The 17,021-nt window shown below is 58.2% G+C and carries 25 protein-coding genes; 14 read left to right on the top strand and 11 right to left on the bottom strand.

What is annotated here, in order from left to right:
* Positions 1-643: 643 nt before the first annotated feature.
* The 6 genes from AC1DXU_RS25330 to AC1DXU_RS25355 form a co-directional block, all read right to left on the bottom strand.
* Positions 644-931, bottom strand: a complete 288-nt coding sequence (locus tag AC1DXU_RS25330; protein WP_477309473.1) for a DUF982 domain-containing protein — start codon at positions 929-931, stop codon at positions 644-646.
* Positions 932-941: 10 nt separating this feature from the next.
* On the bottom strand, positions 942-1,349 hold the full coding sequence (locus AC1DXU_RS25335; protein ID WP_477373354.1) for a DUF982 domain-containing protein: 408 nt from the start codon (positions 1,347-1,349) through the stop codon (positions 942-944).
* 72 nt (positions 1,350-1,421) lie between these two features.
* Positions 1,422-1,886, bottom strand: a complete 465-nt coding sequence (locus AC1DXU_RS25340; protein ID WP_477373356.1) for an Hsp20 family protein — start codon at positions 1,884-1,886, stop codon at positions 1,422-1,424.
* A gap of 1,369 nt (positions 1,887-3,255) precedes the next feature.
* Complete coding sequence (locus AC1DXU_RS25345; protein WP_477373358.1) at positions 3,256-3,444, bottom strand: hypothetical protein; 189 nt, start codon at positions 3,442-3,444, stop codon at positions 3,256-3,258.
* A gap of 114 nt (positions 3,445-3,558) precedes the next feature.
* The gene (locus AC1DXU_RS25350) at positions 3,559-3,729 is read right to left on the bottom strand and encodes a hypothetical protein (protein ID WP_477309469.1); all 171 of its coding nucleotides are present in this window, start codon (positions 3,727-3,729) and stop codon (positions 3,559-3,561) included.
* A 23-nt stretch (positions 3,730-3,752) separates the two neighbouring features.
* On the bottom strand, positions 3,753-3,947 hold the full coding sequence (locus tag AC1DXU_RS25355; protein WP_477373360.1) for a DUF3606 domain-containing protein: 195 nt from the start codon (positions 3,945-3,947) through the stop codon (positions 3,753-3,755).
* Positions 3,948-4,392: 445 nt separating this feature from the next.
* Here AC1DXU_RS25355 and AC1DXU_RS25360 point away from each other — a divergent pair, with 445 nt between their 5' ends.
* The 5 genes from AC1DXU_RS25360 (at position 4,393) to AC1DXU_RS25380 (ending at position 7,715) form a co-directional block, all read left to right on the top strand.
* A complete protein-coding gene (locus AC1DXU_RS25360; protein ID WP_477373362.1) occupies positions 4,393-4,998 on the top strand; it encodes a cell envelope biogenesis protein TolA in 606 nt (201 codons plus the stop codon).
* A gap of 193 nt (positions 4,999-5,191) precedes the next feature.
* Positions 5,192-5,386 carry a hypothetical protein gene (locus AC1DXU_RS25365; protein WP_477309466.1) on the top strand — a complete coding sequence of 65 codons (195 nt, stop codon included), beginning with the start codon at positions 5,192-5,194 and terminating at the stop codon, positions 5,384-5,386.
* Between the two features lie 99 nt (positions 5,387-5,485).
* On the top strand, positions 5,486-5,806 hold the full coding sequence (locus AC1DXU_RS25370; protein ID WP_477309465.1) for a hypothetical protein: 321 nt from the start codon (positions 5,486-5,488) through the stop codon (positions 5,804-5,806).
* A 65-nt stretch (positions 5,807-5,871) separates the two neighbouring features.
* The gene (locus tag AC1DXU_RS25375) at positions 5,872-6,054 is read left to right on the top strand and encodes a hypothetical protein (RefSeq protein ID WP_477373364.1); all 183 of its coding nucleotides are present in this window, start codon (positions 5,872-5,874) and stop codon (positions 6,052-6,054) included.
* A 1,535-nt stretch (positions 6,055-7,589) separates the two neighbouring features.
* A complete protein-coding gene (locus tag AC1DXU_RS25380; protein ID WP_477373366.1) occupies positions 7,590-7,715 on the top strand; it encodes a hypothetical protein in 126 nt (41 codons plus the stop codon).
* A gap of 121 nt (positions 7,716-7,836) precedes the next feature.
* Here the strand turns inward: AC1DXU_RS25380 and AC1DXU_RS25385 are convergent, their stop codons facing one another.
* Positions 7,837-8,085, bottom strand: coding sequence for a hypothetical protein (locus AC1DXU_RS25385; RefSeq protein ID WP_477373368.1), 249 nt, complete (start codon positions 8,083-8,085; stop codon positions 7,837-7,839).
* 90 nt (positions 8,086-8,175) lie between these two features.
* Complete coding sequence (locus AC1DXU_RS25390) at positions 8,176-8,379, bottom strand: hypothetical protein (RefSeq protein ID WP_477373370.1); 204 nt, start codon at positions 8,377-8,379, stop codon at positions 8,176-8,178.
* Between the two features lie 370 nt (positions 8,380-8,749).
* Between AC1DXU_RS25390 and AC1DXU_RS25395 the strand changes: the two genes are divergently transcribed.
* Complete coding sequence (locus tag AC1DXU_RS25395) at positions 8,750-8,944, top strand: hypothetical protein (RefSeq protein ID WP_477373372.1); 195 nt, start codon at positions 8,750-8,752, stop codon at positions 8,942-8,944.
* Between the two features lie 323 nt (positions 8,945-9,267).
* Positions 9,268-10,191: an ATP-dependent DNA ligase gene (locus AC1DXU_RS25400; protein WP_477373374.1), complete on the top strand. Its 924-nt coding sequence runs from the start codon at positions 9,268-9,270 to the stop codon at positions 10,189-10,191.
* Here AC1DXU_RS25400 and AC1DXU_RS25405 read toward each other — a convergent pair.
* Complete coding sequence (locus tag AC1DXU_RS25405) at positions 10,183-10,425, bottom strand: hypothetical protein (RefSeq protein ID WP_477373376.1); 243 nt, start codon at positions 10,423-10,425, stop codon at positions 10,183-10,185. The two genes, AC1DXU_RS25400 and AC1DXU_RS25405, sit on opposite strands and share 9 nt — an antisense overlap.
* Before the next feature lie 154 nt (positions 10,426-10,579).
* Here AC1DXU_RS25405 and AC1DXU_RS25410 point away from each other — a divergent pair, with 154 nt between their 5' ends.
* The 3 genes from AC1DXU_RS25410 (at position 10,580) to AC1DXU_RS25420 (ending at position 11,727) form a co-directional block, all read left to right on the top strand.
* Complete coding sequence (locus tag AC1DXU_RS25410) at positions 10,580-10,813, top strand: hypothetical protein (protein ID WP_477373378.1); 234 nt, start codon at positions 10,580-10,582, stop codon at positions 10,811-10,813.
* A 223-nt stretch (positions 10,814-11,036) separates the two neighbouring features.
* Positions 11,037-11,219, top strand: coding sequence for a hypothetical protein (locus AC1DXU_RS25415; RefSeq protein ID WP_477373380.1), 183 nt, complete (start codon positions 11,037-11,039; stop codon positions 11,217-11,219).
* A 286-nt stretch (positions 11,220-11,505) separates the two neighbouring features.
* Positions 11,506-11,727: a DUF768 domain-containing protein gene (locus AC1DXU_RS25420; RefSeq protein ID WP_477373382.1), complete on the top strand. Its 222-nt coding sequence runs from the start codon at positions 11,506-11,508 to the stop codon at positions 11,725-11,727.
* Here the strand turns inward: AC1DXU_RS25420 and AC1DXU_RS25425 are convergent.
* Positions 11,681-12,040, bottom strand: coding sequence for a hypothetical protein (locus AC1DXU_RS25425; protein WP_477373384.1), 360 nt, complete (start codon positions 12,038-12,040; stop codon positions 11,681-11,683). The genes AC1DXU_RS25420 and AC1DXU_RS25425 overlap by 47 nt on opposite strands.
* A 551-nt stretch (positions 12,041-12,591) precedes the next feature.
* On the opposite strand from AC1DXU_RS25425, the gene AC1DXU_RS25430 reads away from it, so the two are divergent.
* The 3 genes from AC1DXU_RS25430 to AC1DXU_RS25440 all read left to right on the top strand — a co-directional run bounded on the left by AC1DXU_RS25430 (position 12,592) and on the right by AC1DXU_RS25440 (position 14,380).
* Positions 12,592-12,876: a hypothetical protein gene (locus AC1DXU_RS25430; RefSeq protein WP_477373386.1), complete on the top strand. Its 285-nt coding sequence runs from the start codon at positions 12,592-12,594 to the stop codon at positions 12,874-12,876.
* Positions 12,877-12,961: 85 nt separating this feature from the next.
* Complete coding sequence (locus tag AC1DXU_RS25435; protein WP_477373388.1) at positions 12,962-13,633, top strand: outer membrane protein; 672 nt, start codon at positions 12,962-12,964, stop codon at positions 13,631-13,633.
* 525 nt (positions 13,634-14,158) lie between these two features.
* A complete protein-coding gene (locus AC1DXU_RS25440) occupies positions 14,159-14,380 on the top strand; it encodes a hypothetical protein (RefSeq protein ID WP_477373390.1) in 222 nt (73 codons plus the stop codon).
* 464 nt (positions 14,381-14,844) lie between these two features.
* On the opposite strand, the gene AC1DXU_RS25445 is transcribed toward AC1DXU_RS25440, so the two are convergent.
* Entirely contained in the window at positions 14,845-15,048 is a 204-nt protein-coding gene (locus AC1DXU_RS25445; RefSeq protein ID WP_025583583.1) for a CsbD family protein, read from the bottom strand.
* Positions 15,049-16,141: 1,093 nt separating this feature from the next.
* Here AC1DXU_RS25445 and AC1DXU_RS25450 point away from each other — a divergent pair.
* Positions 16,142-16,990, top strand: coding sequence for an OmpA family protein (locus AC1DXU_RS25450; RefSeq protein ID WP_477373392.1), 849 nt, complete (start codon positions 16,142-16,144; stop codon positions 16,988-16,990).
* The last annotated feature ends 31 nt before the right edge of the window (positions 16,991-17,021 follow it).

Here is a 17,021-nt window from a genome sequence, read left to right on the forward strand (position 1 = left end):
GCGGCAGCTAAATTCTCATCCATGGGCTTTTGGTGCAGCCATGGTGATATAGTCAACAGCTTCGGCAACAGCCCATCGGCCCGGTTTGCGGCAAGGCATGAAGCACGCGTAGCAGGGGAAACACGGCAGCGACCTCTCTTGTTAAGGTCGCCTAATGTTGCCTCAGGCTCCGGCTGCCGCCACCCGTTTCCTGCCAACAGCCGGGGCGCTACCCGGCCGTAGGTGGCCGCACCGGACCTGTGCCATTCCCTTGGATGAATTCAGCCTTGTTGCCGGTGATGGTCACAATCGCAGACTTGACGGGCTTACCAATGCACCTCAGGCCGCCCTAGGAGCCTTTGCGCAGCCGGCGACACAACCGATGATAGCTGGGCGCGCTCTGAAGGTCTCGAACTGCGTGGGTAAACAGCACCACGACAAGGAAAATCCCCACGGCAACTGCGAACCCAGTAACGATAGCCATCCAAGCGAACGTCGCTGTCGTCGAGATGTTCCGGGAGGTTGGGCAAAACACGCTGCCAGCAGGCCACGGCGAGCCGCCTGGAGACACATGGCTGCATACGGTCTGAACAGCTGCCGAGGTGTGAACCCTGGTTGACGCGTCCTCTAAGGCGGCCACCGGTCATGGCAGCCGCCTCGATTTTTAGACATGGTGCGGGCTTAGCTTCCTTGAAGGTGCAGGCTCGATGCCGTCCTCCATCAGAATATCCTTTTTGCGAGCGAACGCGATGAAGACGCCTCGCGCAGTCTCGGGTTCCACATCACCAATCAGAGCGGCTTTGCAAGCGCGCATAGCAGCTCTCTGCTCCGGGCTGTTGCCACACCATTCCGCTGCGAACTGATAGGCATCTGCGACCGTGTTGAGTTGGCGGGGAAAGCCCAATCCCACCCATACCCGGACGGGCTTTTCAAAAGGCTTTGATAGCATCATGACCTCCGTTCTAGGCAGTCACGCCTCCCCCTTGACCACTTTTGCCCGTCATCCACGGCATTGTCATGGACACTTCCTCAAGGATTCTGGCTGCCTTCGCGAAACCTCTGAACGCGTCTTTGGCTGCGGACAGCGGATAATCGCTATCGAAAGCCCGCTGGCAGGCGCGCAATGCGGTTTGGTGGATGGGGCCGCGCCTGTCCTTCGGCCATTCATAGAGGAATTCCAGAGCGTCCTCGAGACACGCGATTTCCTGGACAAGATTGTTGCCGCTTTTGACGAACACGGCGCTGTCGAACATCCGATCGTTCATATGATCCTCCAAATCAAACGAACCATTGAGTCTTATGGTTTGCGCGGTCCCGGCCAACTGCGCGCACGCGATAGACGCGCGCCAATAAGTTGCTGAAGTGATCATCTCCGTTGCTCCCGCAATCGGAGCCTCCCAGCCGAGGCCGGGAGGCGGACCGCAGTTCAAAGTGACACAGGATTACGCGGCTTTACGCGCGCGGTCCGGGTCTTGCGTGATCTGAGTGGCGACCGTCGGCGTGTCACCCATGCCGATGCTGATGCGGCGCGGCTTCAGCTCTTCGGGAATCTCACGGACAATGTCGATCGTGAGGAGACCATTCTCCAGATTGGCTGCCTTGATCTTCATGTGGTCGGCCAACCTGAACGATTGCCTGAAGCTGCGATAGGCAAGGCCCTGATGGAGAAGCTGGCGCCCGCTCTGGTCATCGGCTTTCTGACCAACCACGACTATTTCGGGACCATGCTGGGTCAACTCGACCTCGTCCCGGCTGAAGCCGGCGATGGCCATGGCGATGCGGTAATCGTTCTCGCCGACCTTCTCGATGTTGTAGGGAGGCCAGTCCGGGCGCGTGCCGCTGTCGAGCATGTCGAAAAGGCGGTCGAAACCGACGGTGGTCCGATAGAGGGTATCAAAGGTTCTCATAGCCACATTCTCCTTGAAGCAACATGGGTACAAGGGCGCCGCCCCACGCGGCGCCGCCATTTTTGCCGAGCCTTATAGCCTTGGCGGAAATCGAATTAGGAATCGTCCCAAATGAGTTCAAGAGCATCTCGAAATCTTTTTGGCGGCCACCCTTTGGCATCGAGGGAAACCGCACTCTGAGGTTCTCTCCCGACCGACATCTTCAACGTTCGTGACATGCGCTGGCTCCGCACCAGTTGCCCCGCTGCCGCCTGACGGTGGCGGGCCTTTTCGTTGTGTTAGCGGAACAGCATGTAAGGCCATCGGTTGATTACGCAGCAAGGTCCGCAAGACTTGGCCGGGCCCGCGTCCTGCCTTGGTCGCGGGCCCGCATCGAAGGCTGCGCGCTGTCACAGGTGGCGCAGGCGAACCGCAGCAGCAAAGGTCTGACTCGTGCACGCATTGGGCCCGGAGGAGCAACAAACCCTTGTCAGCTGAGTTAGCGGTCCAAAGGAGAGATCAGCCCAGATGCCCATCTCAGAAGAACTGCGTGACGTGTATCTTAAATTCGAATGCCCTTATTGCTTTGTTCCAGTCGTCCATAAGGGCTCCTGGTTTAAAGTAATCTCCAATTTCAAATGTGCCGGATGTGCCGAGAATGTTCGGATCGGCTACGGGGACAAGCTCGTCTTTTTTGAACAGCATCAGCAGAGGCGAAACGGGATCGCCAAGGCCGCGCGGTAAGCTCCCGGTTCCTCGAAGGATTGCGACGGCCGTAAGGGACTGATTGACCCAAGCTTCAGCTATTCGTCGACGAGAATTGCACCTTCGTCGGCCTTTGATGAAAGCTCTCGCTAGCTCGCTCGAAAGCGGGTTTTTTGTGCATGGCCGGAACGTCCCGTGGCAAGACTGTTGTGTCTCACCCGGCACGTGCTCCCTCGGTGACCAAGATGAATACATCATGGTCGGCCGCCCGCCTTGCCCGAACGCGCGGGCGATCCAGTTTTCACGCCCGTTGGCTTCGATCCGAGGGCTTGAGCGGACACGACTACCCAAACTGGCCCGCTGCCACCTCCGTGTAGATTATTTGTGTGCTCCAGGAACCGCATGAGGACCGCGAAGTTAATGAGACCGCGGACCGAATCCTTCGCATCGGCATCCACTGTTTTGCATATTGGGAGTTGCAATGCCTATTTCAGATGACATGCGAGACGAGAATTTGGAATTCGAACTGCAGGCTGTCTGATCGTTAAGAAGGGCTCTTGGCTTAAAGCTATTTCCGCTTTTACCTGCAGCCAATGCGAGACAAGGGTGCGGATTGGTTACCCTGCCAAAGTTGCGCTTTTCGAACGAAAGAAGAAGAGTTCTGATCGGGCCGTCTGATGGAGGGTCAGTCCAATGGCGTCGGTCCGCCTGGGAACTCGTGTTCATTTTCTCGCTCGTCGATGACCCGGATCCAGTGGGGCTCGGCGATTTCGCGCTCGGCCTTTCGCGCCGCGCGTTCGGGGCTGGAAGCCTCAACAATGCGCCATGAACTAACTGTATCTCGATACATTTCGTCGACTAAGTATTTCGTCATTTCCTCTCTCCCGCCAAGTCTCCCGCCAAGTCGATAGCGACGTTAACTCTTGGCCAGGTAGCGACGTTAACTCTTGGCCAGGTCAAAAGTTCCTCTTGCAAAGAGTGGCCGCCATCACAGGCTGAAGGCGTACTCGAAAATGTGGCGGCGTTTTTCGTCCGCGACACGAATCCAGACCGCTTCATTTGTGCGCAAGGTGATGCCGCGTTCGGTTGCCTCCTGCGCTGCCCTTAAAGGGGTTTTCGCATTGACAACGTGGGTAGCGGTGACGGAGTCGCCGTCCATTTCCTCGACATGATATCTCGGCACTATCGAGCGCTCTTCCGCAGCGCCAACGCTGCCCGCTCAAGCGTCTCGCGGTAATTTCCGTGTATCACGATCAGATCCTTCACCTGCTGAGGCGTGAGACCGACCTTTTTTGCGAAATACCCGACTTCATAGTCCTCGCTGGACGATACGCGGTCGCGGTCGCGGAAATCTCGCTTGCCCTTGTCATCAGCCATGTCGGTACCTCCCGTGATCAGCCGCAACGCCAAAGACGCGAGTTTTGTTTCCGCGAACCTGCAATTTCCACTTATGGAGCTATTTTAGCTCTATCTAATTAAATCACCGGGTGCGGGTTGGTGTATGTGTTTGAAGTTCATCGAGCCTTTGTCGAGTGCGCATATTCACCCGCAAGCCAGAGAAGGCTGATTAGCGTGTGTGACCCGCGCACCAAGCCAACTGTCTAGGCGGCATAGGGCCGAGTAAGGGCTCTGGCCGTTTCCGCAGCCTATCCCGTCAAGAAGTGCGGAACACCATTGGAGGCCTGCATTCGAGAAGGGCAAGATGTGATAGCGCCCCTCGTGACGGCACCCGGGCTAGGAACGAATCCGCTCTTTACTCCCAAGCGCAAAGCTCCATCTACAGCTCGATCCAAGAGGTTGCGCATGTAAGTGTCCCTATCGGATGGCTAAGAAACTCAAAGTGTATCAAACCTCTATCGGCTTCTTCGACCTTGCCGTCGCCGCACCATCGATGAAGGCTGCCGCAGAAGCATGGGGATCGGACCCCGACATCTTCAAACGCGGATTCGCGAAACAGACGGAAGATTCCAAGGTGGTTGAAGCAGCGACAGCCAAGCCGGGCGTGGTGCTGCGGCGACCGGTCGGATCGCACGAGAACTTCACTCAAAAGGCTGCGCTTCCGAGAGCGCCCGACGTGGGTCAGCGACCTCCGCAGAATCGTGTGCAACGACCGCACGTTAGCAAAAAAGCCGACACGAGATCCGCAGAGAAAGCGGAACTGAATGCGGCTGCGGCTCTCGAAAAGGAAAAAAAACGTGAGGCCCTCGATCGCGCAAAAGCAGAGGCGGAGAGCGAGCGTGCCAAGAGGCAACGCGAGAGGGTGATTGAAAAGGCCAACGCCATTTTCGAACGGGCTCGTAGCCGCCATGAGAGCACCATGAACTCCATCAGGCATCGACGGGAGGAGCTGGACAAAGAGGAAGCTGACGAGGACGAAAGATGGGTGCGCGAGCAGCAGGTGCACGACGCCTCGTTGAACGAAGCATAGGCGTAGGCTGCAAGCAACGGCGGCGTCCGACCGACCGCATATCAGTTGGCGTCGGCGCAATTGGCCGGCGAGGCAAATTTGCATAGTGCCGCCTCACGGTAACCAGTCATCGCTTGCGTTGCGCAGCAGGAATTAAAGCGCCCGACGGGGGTTGGTATATCGAAGGGACCTCGAACCATAAGGATTTGGAACGATGGTCGAAATCTATGACTTTGAAGCGGCCAAAGCCAAGCTCCGCGTGAAGCGTGCGGAGCGTTCGCTTGATCATGCTTCGGACGACGATGCGGGCGTTTGCCTCAGCCTTGCGACGCTCTGTAGTCCGATCGGATCCGATCAGCTGCGCCTTAAGGATGATCCTAAGGTGATGCTCGTTCGCCCACAAAACTGACTTACCACGAACGTCGACCTTGCGACCGCAAGGAGGAACAAAAGCCCGGCAGCGATGTTTTCCCAGCGAAGGGCACTTTAAATCTTTGGAGAACCGAACATGAAAACCACCCTGATTCTGGGCGCGTTGGCGCTTTGCCTGGCAGCGCCTACGGTGGCTTCGGCGGCCTCGGCCGACGTGGTCATCACCACCAACCAGCACCGTTATCACCGCCATCACCACAAGTCCGCAATCGTCATCAACGAGGACGGCCAGCGCCTGCACTATCGCAAGCACGGCACTCAGACTTTCTATGACAACGGCAAACGCCATTGGCATGGCAAGCGCTGGCACCGGAGACACCACCGCTCTGACGTCGTCGTCATCAAGCGCGATGATCGCCCAATGCACCGCCATCGTCACGTCATCATCCAGAACTGATTTCCGTCCATTGCAGGCCCGGCTCTGAGAATGGGCCGGGTCGACTGGGCACAGGAGTCTAGACCATGACCCCGACCTTTCCTCTCAACCCTGAAATCGCCAGGAGCGGGCCAATATATCGCCAGGCACGCCTCGCATTGCTGGAGCACGAACTCATGCGCAGCTTCGACGACACCGACGCCGCGGCGCAGACGGTCGCGCGAGCGCTGGCAGAGCTGACTAACGCGACTGCGCCCTCACGGCACTAGTTGCGACGCGCTCTGCGATGGTCACCTCAAATGGGTATTCAGGCAATTCCTGCCCGTCTGGCCCGTGAAAAAGAGGACCGATTTGGATGTGCACCCAGTTGAGGGAGCAATCGCCAATCCGCGACCTCATAGGCGCGTTTTTAGCTTTCTCTAATATGTGCGCCCATGGCCCGCGGCTGATTTGCCACGTGGCCTGGAACATCTCGAAACATCCGAACTTGTACTATTGCACTGATCACTCAGTGCGTCCCCGGCCCACTTGCCCGCTGGGACAATCCCGGCGGGCCTTTTGGTCCTGGATGAGAAACCCACTGTCGGCTCCCAGACGGCGGGCTTTGTTGTTATCTAAGGGAACTACAAAAAGCCCGCGAAGTTAGTTTAGCGCAGCGGTATGGGTCCCGCTGCCGGCTGCTCCCCTAAGACAGTCGGGCCCGCGCTGCCCTCACGGCGCGGGCCGCCGCAAGTCAAAATTGTCAGTGGCCCGGAACATCTCGACAGGTCCAGAATTTTAATGCCGCACTGTTCCCCATTCGGTGCATCATGAGAGCCTTGCCCGCCGGTCCAAACCGGCGGGCTTTTTTGTTTGCCTCCAGGAACTGCCTAAATGCAGCGAAGTTGGTTTAGTGCAGCGGTGCGACGTCAAACTCCTCCCGCTGCCGGCCGGTCCGCGAGACGGTCCGGCCCTCGCTTCCATCGCCAGAGGTGCGGGCCGCCACTGGTGAAATTCTCGGTGGGATGTTCCGGTTGAGATCAAGCTGTTCCGGCCGCGCCGATCCGCCGTCGGTTCGCGCCCGCGGGCTTTTTTGCGAATGGCCGGAACTTCCTTCCAGGGAGGCTGTTATGCCGTTTCCCAGCCCGTTCTTTCAGCGGTCCGTGCTGGGGAGCCCGCGCCGCCTACGCCCTAGGTGAGCGCGGGCATTTCATTTGAATGCCCCGCAACCAAACCTTCCGCCGCTCATTGACAATTTGCCGGGCCAGGCCCCCGGCGCACTCCAGAAGACTTGCCCGCCCGTTTCCGTATTCGGGCGGGCCTTTTTCGCGCTTGCTTATTTAGCGTGGCTTAATGCTCCATTTACCAAGCACGCGCATCCTTTTGTGGCGCGGCAGTGTTCCAGTACCTGCGCTGCTCAGGCAACAACTCGGCTCGCTGGACCCCTGAGAGCGACGAGAGCGAGGTGCAACCGACATCTTCAAAGTTCGTTGAACTCGCGCCGGTTTGATCCGGCTACTCCAGACCGGTTGCCCGCTGGTTCAAACCGGCGGGCTTTTTTGTTTGCTCAAGGAACTGGGTAAATTCCGCGTAGTTGGTTTGGTGCAGCCGTGCGACGTCATACTCCTCACGCTGCCGGCCGTCCCCAAGACGGCCGGGCCCGCGCTCCCTTTCGATAAGCGGCGCGGGCCACTCTACGGGCTGAAGGAGCGGACAGCGCATCCTTCATTTCCCCGGCCGAAACCAAGGTATCCATCGCAGAGAGTCCGGAACATTAGCGCCAGCTAACGGTTAGTTCTGCTGGGTTCCGATAAAGGCTAAAGCGATGGCGGTACTGGCGTTCGATCTCGTCTATTTTTCCGGGCTGACCGCAGACGGCCTGATAGGCAGCGTCATTTCGCTGCTCGCGTGTTTGCTGCTTTTCAAAGCTTTGGCTACGGACCCGCCCTAACCGCGAGACCGATCTATACCGGGAGCGGGTGCAGCGCTGCCTGCAAGCCGCGAGCCGCCTGGAGACGCACGGGCTCTACGCAGTGTTGAACAACGAGGAACGGTGAACGCGCTGGCGCCCATTAGGTTATCAGCAGCCTGACTTTCGAGAGCCTTCGCCGAGCGAGTCTGTAGGCCGCCTCTGTGAGGTGATTGCCAAATGCTTCGGCGACGAATGCAAGGGTCATCAAGTCGATTATGAAATCGTCGATCGCGCGCGAGACCGCGTTTGACCGCCCCTCGATCTGACCCATCGAAGCTCGCGCCTCTTCCAGAGCGCTGTGCGGATCGCCCGCATCCAGTAGCGATTCAACTCTATCAAAAGCCTTCACCTTAATCTCCGCCGCCCGCGCACTCTTAACGCCGCGCGGCCTGAAAAATTTCCCGTCAAAAGGAAAAAGATTTGCCTGCGTTACAGTCGCTTAGAGGTTGTCCTGTTTGCAGTCGACAAGGAACGAAGCTGCAATGAGGTCATCGCTGTCAATTCGGCCGCTGTCGCCGCCCATGATGGATGCCACCTTCTTAAAGACCTGCATGTCTGCCTCTGTTATATGCGCTTCACGCATCCTAGCCTTGAGTGAGGCCAACCGGGTGTCGAGGGCTGGCGAAAGTTCGACGTGATTCATCTTCGTTGATCGTCCTTTGGGGATTGCTGCAAAGTGTTCCGCCGCCCTCGTGGGTAGGAAGGCGGCGGAACGAAAAACCGGCGACGAAGGGACGTTAATCGACGGTCGGAACTTAATGCCGCTGTCAGCTGCACGTTCCGTCCCCATCACAGTCTCGGACCTATTTGTCTGGGAATCGGACCTAAGTCGGATCCCCACGCTCCGTAGGGAATGGCCGGTGCGACCCGGGGCTCTCGTTTTGGGGGTACAGGCCGCACCGGCCACCGCGGGTGATCGGATCTCCCTCCCCGCACCGCCGAAAGTATTACATATTAGCAATTGCGCAACTAACCCTATCGGCCTACCCAACCGCAGGGGAGGAGTGACTTAAATGGGAGAGCGCGAACCTATGGACGAGCATTTGCAGGGCAGGATTATTGCCCTCGAACTTTTCATGCGGTCGGAACTTGTGGCTGTATCGATGGCCCAAAAAAACCCTATCAGGCACCTTGAAGCGCTGAAGACCGCTTTGCTTGCCGACTTCCAGACATTCGGGCCATCGATGAATACAGCCAGAGCGTGTTGAACGAAGCCAAGGAAGCTCTAGTCCATACGTTCGAACAGGCAGCAGTGCGATTGGAGCAGGCCGGCGCCCGCAGCAATGAGAGGAAGCCCGCCTCTTGATGGCGCAATCGACGGGCTTCCCTTCCCAGAGCTCGGTGATGGGACCAAGCCAATCATAAACTTCGATGAAAGATGCGAGTTCCAGGCCTGACGAAAAAAGCATCGTCTGCCACCCCTGGATGAACGGCGCGGGGGCCGCCGTTGCCGTTGCAACCGGCCGACGATTTACGACTTGGAACCATTTTAGCTTAATCTAATTGAATCGCCGGGTTGTGGGTTGTGTTGATGCGTTTGAAGTTTGTCGAGCCCCTGTTGCCGACTCTCGCGGAGAAGCCTCCCGAGGGCGAAGACTGGATTCACGAAGTCAAATTCGACGGCTATCGATCGCAGATCATTATCGACCACAATGTGCGTATCTTCACGCGCAACGGCCATAACTGGACGGCGAAATATCGGGATCTGGCCGGCGCGGCGAAACGGCTCGGTGTCGAGAGCGCAATCATCGACGGCGAGATTGTCGTGCTCAACGAAGCCGGCCTTTCGGACTATCAGGCGTTGCGTAAGGCTATCACTCGGCGACAGCACGACCTCTATTTCGTGGCGTTCGACCTGCTCCATCTCAATGGGCACGATCTGCGGGATATGTATCTCGAAGACCGGCGCGATATCCTGGAAGGTTTGATCCTGCCTGATGACCGCATCCAGTTCAGCCAAGTGCTGCCTGGAGACGCCAAAGCCATCTTCCATTTGATTGACGAAGCCGGCATCGAGGGCATGGTATCGAAGCGGCGCGATAGCAAATACCGGAGCGGCCGGTCGACTGCCTGGCTGAAGATCAAGAGCTACATGGTGGAAGAATACGACCTCCTCGGCGTCGAGCGAGAGCCGGGCAAACCAGCCTTCGCGCTGATGGCCGATCGGAAGACGGGGCAGTACGTCGGGTCGGCCTTCATCAACGCGCGTGGCGCAATCCGAGACCACCTATGGAATCGCGTTCAGGAGCACGCTGGGCCGGCGCCAAAGGGGATGAAGCGGCCGGCGACGCAATGGGTCAAGCCAGGACTGATCGGCCGCGTGAAGCACTTACGCGGCGAGGAGGACTTGCGCCATGCTTCACTCCAGGACTTTCGAGAGGCAACGGGGGAGGACAGCCGTGCCAATCAGACGAAGGGTGGCAGAGATCCGGACGGTAAATCGCCGTCATCGTGAAATCACGACGAACGCCAAAAACGCCAAGGGTGAAAGTGTAAAAAAGATCGCCATTCCGACAACGGTGGCATTGGCAAGACGTTCTGCTCGCCTGCAAACCTCGTCCGTATTCAGTTCATCAGGGATGAGCATGCTGATCGAAAAGTCGTCGGATGCAAGGTCGGCATTGTTATCATTTGCGGGAAGGCCATCCGCATTGTCTGGTTGCGGCTTGCTCGTCGTGATTGCTGTCATTGAGTGCTGTCTTTCGAAGAATGGTCGATTGGAAACCCCTGCTCGACGATCGTTATCAATGCGAGAGCCCTTACAAGGTTCCGCCTATGCGTCATGTGAGCCAGGCCAAGTTTTTAAGCGACGAGCCAACCAAGGCTGGGTGGAGGAGCAGTAAATGCCGGTAGCAAAGAAAGATCAGGAACGACTAACTTACGCGTGGATGTACGGCGTGCAGGCGCAGAAGGATGGCAAAGAGCGTGTGGTGCCGCCGTATTGGGTAGAGCACGCCGATGCGTGGCTGCAGGGCTATGACGGGATCCCCTTGGCCGGCATGGGGAAGACGAAAGCAATCAGCGACACGATGGAAGCAGAGGTCGATGAAGCGGCCGTTGATCCCTCTGCGCAATGAGCACGCGCGGCCTGAAGTTTCTCGATAAGTGGGCGCTCAAGCAACTACCCATCGTGGCGCGGGGAGAGCCCCTCGACGCCAGCGACTTGAAAGACCAGTCGATGGGGGCTGGTGGCCGCCGCAGTGCGGCTTACCTAGGGGCATCGAATAGATATTAGAAATCGCTTGAAAGTCCGATTTCAGCGAACCTATAAAACGCTTTCCCATTGCGAGGGCAGCGGCGATGGATAGGGTTCATGTTTCATCTCTCGACTTCGAGGTGCTGCGCAGCGCCTTCAAAAAATCCGTCATCGAAGAGAGCATCCCCGAGCAGCGCTGGCGAGAACACGCTGCGCTTTTGATCCGCACTTTTAAAGGTAGCGATGACGTCGATCCCGAGTTGCTGGACTGGATTGTGCGGAAGTAGCGCTACCCATGGGGTCGCCCCTTGAGCATGCGCGCTTCGCGCAAAAGCGAGGGCCAATTGTGCGGCCCAAGGAAACTGACAAGCTCTGTGGCTTGCGCAGGAGAGATGCCGGTGTCAGCGGCAAGTCGGCGCGCGGCAATGCCACTCGCTGTTTCGGGCGGCTTGCCTAAGTAGTCAACCATGTTGGATGTCCTTCCAACTGACCTAACGGCAGCCGAGAGGAGTTGGTTCCGGAACTCGGGAATGTATGAGCGGAACCTAATATACGCCACGCGCTTATCCACTCATGAGCACACGCGGCACCAACTTTCTTCACAAATGGCTTTCCAGCAACGTCCCCGAGACGGTCAGCGCCGACGTCATCTCCGTGGCCGAGCTTACGCAAAAGCTATTTGCCGACGCCAAAGCGATCGGCATAGGCAGTGTCGAGATCGAGGAAGACACCGGCAGTGTCTATGAAACTATCCTGGACGCGATCGTGCATCACAACGCCGGCTTGGTTGAGTAAGCCATGCCCTGCGACCCATGACCAGCGTCTGGGTCGCGTTCTGTTTTTCCGGCACTGTGGTGGCACTGGTGGTGCTATGGTCGATGAGGTTGTAGCGGCTCGGATGATCCCAGCCTAACGGCAAAGGACTGGCGAAATAATGGCCTTCACTGTCATCTGGTATGGAAGACAGGGCATTGTAGACAAGGAAATATTCGATGCCGAGAAAGCGGCAAAGGATCACGCTGTCGCGATGTTTCAGACCCGGAAGGGCGATGATGGAATCGTGTCCGTAGAAATTCGCAAGGAAAGCGGCGCTGTCGTTTTCAGCCATGCGGAGAATTAGACAAGTCGCCAACGCCGCGATACGTGACACCGGCACGTAAGGTAGAAGCTGCTACTACCGCGCGATTGCGGGAAGTTGCAAGGCCGGAACGAATCGAGGCTCGCCCGTAAGGCGAAAAGCGCTGGCCGAGCTAACCGCGCGGTTTGGCTTTCGGTCCTGGAGAGCTTTCCGCCGGGTGTGCCGACAAACTGGCCGATCTTCGATCTTTGAGCCAAAGCGACTTCATTTTTCTTGCCCGTAACTCATCGCGACCGTCGTCCTCGATCGCTCGGCCATGCTTTGCAGCAATCGCATAGTCGGCCCTGTTCGTTCGATAGTCGCCCTTCTGCACTGACATCGTTTCCTCCCAGTCCGCACCGGCAATTCTCCCTTTGGCCCGGCGCGGAGGCACTAAACTGCCGGTGCGGCGCGCGAGTCTACCAATTGGGGATTGTGTAAAACGATACACTTTCCAGTCGAGTCGACATTGGCTTGCCAGCGCCTTAGAGATCAGGAATATAATCCTCCGTTGCGGCGAACCCTTCAACAGAGATCGCCAAATGCCCCATACTCTCGCCGACACGCTGGCCGCTAACGAGTCCGTCTACGTGAACTGCGGGCACCCGGTTTGCTGTAAGTCGACAAAGCTCGACATCGCGGCATTGATCGACAGGCTTAGTCCCGATCACGGCTCAATGCATCAGGATCTCGTAGGGCTATTCGCCTGCTCGAGTTGCAAGGCCGCGGGCCGCGACCGCAGGCCGGTGTTCTTCACCGTGGTGCCTGACTACGACGGCATCAACGCCAAGCGCAATCGCGATTGGAAGCCGACGTTCGAGCGCTGAATATTTCGCCTTGTTGCAAAAGTGGCGCAGACTCTTGGCGAAAAAATGCACAAACTCAGATGTCGGTGATTTTGGAGACGACGGCATGAAACTCGCGCTCATCTTTTCTGCTGCGTTTCTGGCAGCCTCTTCTCCAGTCTTGGCCGCCGACCTCGTTGAGCCGGTTGCCGCCATGCCGTACTCATGGACCGGCTTCTATGTCGGTGCTCAGGTCGGAGGTGCATGGAATGACAGCCGTTGGTCGCCGACAACCCCTCCGGGCTTCGACCCCTTCAACACAAACGGGTCCGGAGCCGTGTACGGCGGCCAAATCGGTTACAACTATCAGATCAACCAATTCGTCATTGGCATCGAGGGCGACTTCGCAGGCTCTGCCGTAAAGGGCGATAGTCAATGTCCGGCCACGCCAGGGTCGAACTGCCAAACCAAGCAGGACTATCTGGGTTCGGTGCGCGGACGCCTTGGGTACGCAATCGACCGGTTGCTTATCTACGGCGATGCCGGCGTTGCATTCAGCAAGTACAAGTTTGCGGAGACGCAGCTTTTGCTGCAATCATTTGGGGGAGGATCTCGCGTAGGCTGGACCGCCGGCTTGGGTGCTGAATATGCTTTCACCGATCACTGGACCGCTGGTGTCGAGTGGAATTATTACGATTTCGGCTCGAAGGATGGAGCGAGCAGCATTAATCCTGCCTTCGTTCTCAAAGCTCGCGAGACGGAGAATACTGTCGTCGCTAGAATCAACTACAAATTCTGACAGAATTCGCGCGATCGACCAGGACGAGTTAAAGCGCAGATCGATAGATCACGCCCAAGGTTAAGCCGGGTTAGCGCAACAGCACGTAGGCGCCCAGCGCGGCCATCAGGAGGCAGGCGGCCATGCCGAGCATATCGCGCTGCCGGTAGGCCAGACGCCGGCATTGTGCACCTCGTCATGCTCTACATTGGCACCCAGCAACAACTCGACATTGCGAAGCTCCGCGACCGTTTCGGCCCGGATACGCCGGCCACGGAACGGGATATTCGCCCCATGGTGCAAAAAGTGCGAGGGCAATAACGTCGGCCTGATCCACACACCAGCCCGGCGGCGGGTTTCTGAGCAGTCAAGGATTAGCGGAACCTAATTTGCCGCCGCAACTTTATCTCCGATGAACGAACATCCGAACCCAAAGAAACTTGTCCCCGACCCTCAGCACCGGCGGGGGACCAGCAAAGGGGTGTTGGTGGCGGCTGCGGTGCTGCTCTTTGCGTTCTTTGCTCTACTCGCATTTTGGTTCCTTCAATGAGCAAGCGCGGCGTCGACTTCCTCGACAATTGGATGGCAGAACACCTGCCGAACGCCTTCACCGAAGACCCCGCGGCCATCACCGATCTTGCCGACCAGGCAATGACGGCAGCCGACAAGGAGGGCATCGGCGCAGACGAGGTCAGCGAAGAGGTCGGGAGCGTTTTCGAGGTCATCCTTGAGGCAATGCAGAACCGTGCCGTCGGCGGGGGTGGATGACCGTGCCGAAATCAAAAAGGTTCTGGATCGCCGCAGGGATATTGGCAACGCTTGCTATTGTTGCTCTGGTGATGTCGCTGTCCCTTGCCGCGCTCTCACCTCACTGACGGCCTTCGTAAGCTGCACCGGGCCTGTCAATTCCACTGGATAAACTCAGCCTTCTTGCCGGTGATTGTCTCGATCGACCCCAGTAGCGGTTCATGGAGTGATCGCTGTGAAGTGCGAGGATTGGCCGAATAATGCTCTTGCGCAACGCCTCCGCGTCCACGAGAAGCGTTCGATCTCATCCTTCGACAGCTGCTTGGAAAGTTTGGTTCTGGCCATTGGCGATCCCCGTGGAGAGGTTCGCCACAATGAGGACTATAATCCTATTTGGCTGAGGCGTAGGGCAAGGCTGATCAATTAACAGAAAAGCGCGCTCTGCCAAGCGCGCTTTTTATAATTAAAGCTCTTGAAGTCGCGATCTACCAACCTTGCATCGAATACCAGTCATCAATGTCTCGCCGGACTCGGTCCTTCTCGATGCCATATCTCTCCTGAATCTTGCCTTCAAGTTGGTCGCGCTTGCCGGCAATGCGGTCCAAATCGTCGTCGGTCAGTTTGCCCCACTGTTCCTTAACCTTGCCCTTGACCTGCTTCCAGTTACCTTCAACGCGGTTCCAATCCATGGCCTTGGCCTCCTTGGTTGCACAGCAATTGAAACGCCGGGACCCCGGCTAGGTTCCGGTGGGAGAACGTGGCGGATCATCGTTTTTGGAGGGCGCAAAGGCGAAATGACCAAAATCGCTAGCGCCAAGGATTCATACCAGCTGAAGGAGGCTCAACCTATTGGAACGATTGGGATCGAGAAGTGTTCTAATGGCGACGGGACACGTCTCAAGGAATTCTAAAACCATGAAGTACAAACGACAGATAGTCTCGGGGACCGCGCTTGGCTTGCTGATGGCGTCCTCGCCGATAGGCGCATACCCGTTGCAAAAGAGCGCCGACCTTTCCAGGCAGGCGACGCCGCTTATCCTAGCGCAGTCTGTTTGCCAGGAGGGCGAAAGCGCCGAGGCGTGTGCCGCTCGCCAGGCCAACGAGGCGCCAGCTTCCGAGCAGCCGGCACCACCGGCAGAATCTACTCCGGCACCCGCGCCAGCGCCTGAGGCTGCTGCACCCGCGCCTGCGGAGAAAGCCCCTGCCGAAGCTGCCCCAGCGGCAGAGCCTACCCTCAGTCCGTCAGAACAGGCCCCAGCCGAGCCGGCTCCTCAGCCCCCAGAACAACTTAAAGCACCTACGACCGAACAGCCTGCTACTACGCCTCCGGCTGCGGCCGAGCCGGTTCCGCAGCCTCAAGCGCAACCGGAAGCGCCTGCTGCAACCGAGCCGCCTGCTACCACGCCTCCGCCCGCGAAGGAGCCAACTGCACCGCAAACCGAGGCTCCGGCAACGGGAGCTCCGGCTGCAACTGAGCAGCCCGCAAAGGCGGGTCAAGCACCCGCCGACGCGAGCGCCACACCTGCGAACCCCGATGCAGCCCCTGTTTTGGATAGTCAGAAGGAATCTGCTCCGAGCAATGGACCAGCACCAGCAACGACGGGAGAGCCGACGGACCAACCGGCACCCCCAGATGCTGGTCCCCCTCCGACGTCGGACGCTGCAGCGACTGAGGCTGCCCAGCCTAAGAAGATTGAGTCCGTCAAGTCAGAAGAAGGCTCGCGGCGCGACCGCTCGCCCGAGGAGGAGGGGCGAAAGCGCGAGCGTCCGGAGGGAACTGACGTGGTCCGCGAGATCGGCGACCGGATCATTATCCAGTTCGGCGACCATATCACCGTCGAAAGTAACGACCGGCCGCGCATGACTCGCGGCGCCAAGGAGGTCTACTATGAAGACCTTCCCCGTGGCCGCACCCGCGAGACGATCGTGCGCGAGAACGGCAACCAAATTGTCACTGTGCGGGATCGATATGGCAACGTGATCCGGCGCTCCCGCATCACCGCGGATGGCCGCGAGTTCGTGATGGTCTATGTTGACGATGAATACTACCGCGACAACAACTGGCGGGATCCTGGCCTCGATCTGCCCCCAATCCGGCTCACGATTCCGGTGAATGAGTATGTCCTAGATGCGGCCGACGAAGACGACCCGCAGCGATACTACACGTTTCTGGACCAGCCTCCGGTCGAGCGCATCCAACGACTCTACTCCGTTGACGAAGTGAAGCGCTCGGCCCGCCTTCGTGACATTGTCCGCCGCGTAGACCTCGATACGCTGACTTTCGAGACCGGGTCAGCTGATGTAGCTGAAGGCGAATTGGGAAAGCTGAAGGGTCTCGCCGAGGCCATGGAGAAACTATTGGGCGAGAATCCGGCTGAAACCTTCCTAATCGAGGGTCACACCGACGCTGTCGGTTCGGACGAAGCCAATCTCGCGCTATCGGACAGGCGCGCCGAATCCGTCGCGTCCGCCCTCACCAACAGCTTTGCAATTCCGCCGGAAAACTTGGTAACGCAGGGTTACGGCGAGCAGTATCTGAAGGTGAAGACCGAAGAAGCCGCTCGTGAAAATCGGCGGGTTGGCATCCGCCGCATCACGCCACTAGTCGCGCCTGTAGCAAGCGCCAACTAACCCATTAACAGCCGGCGATTGGTCATCAATC

This window comes from Mesorhizobium sp. P3_A10, from assembly GCF_056403175.1.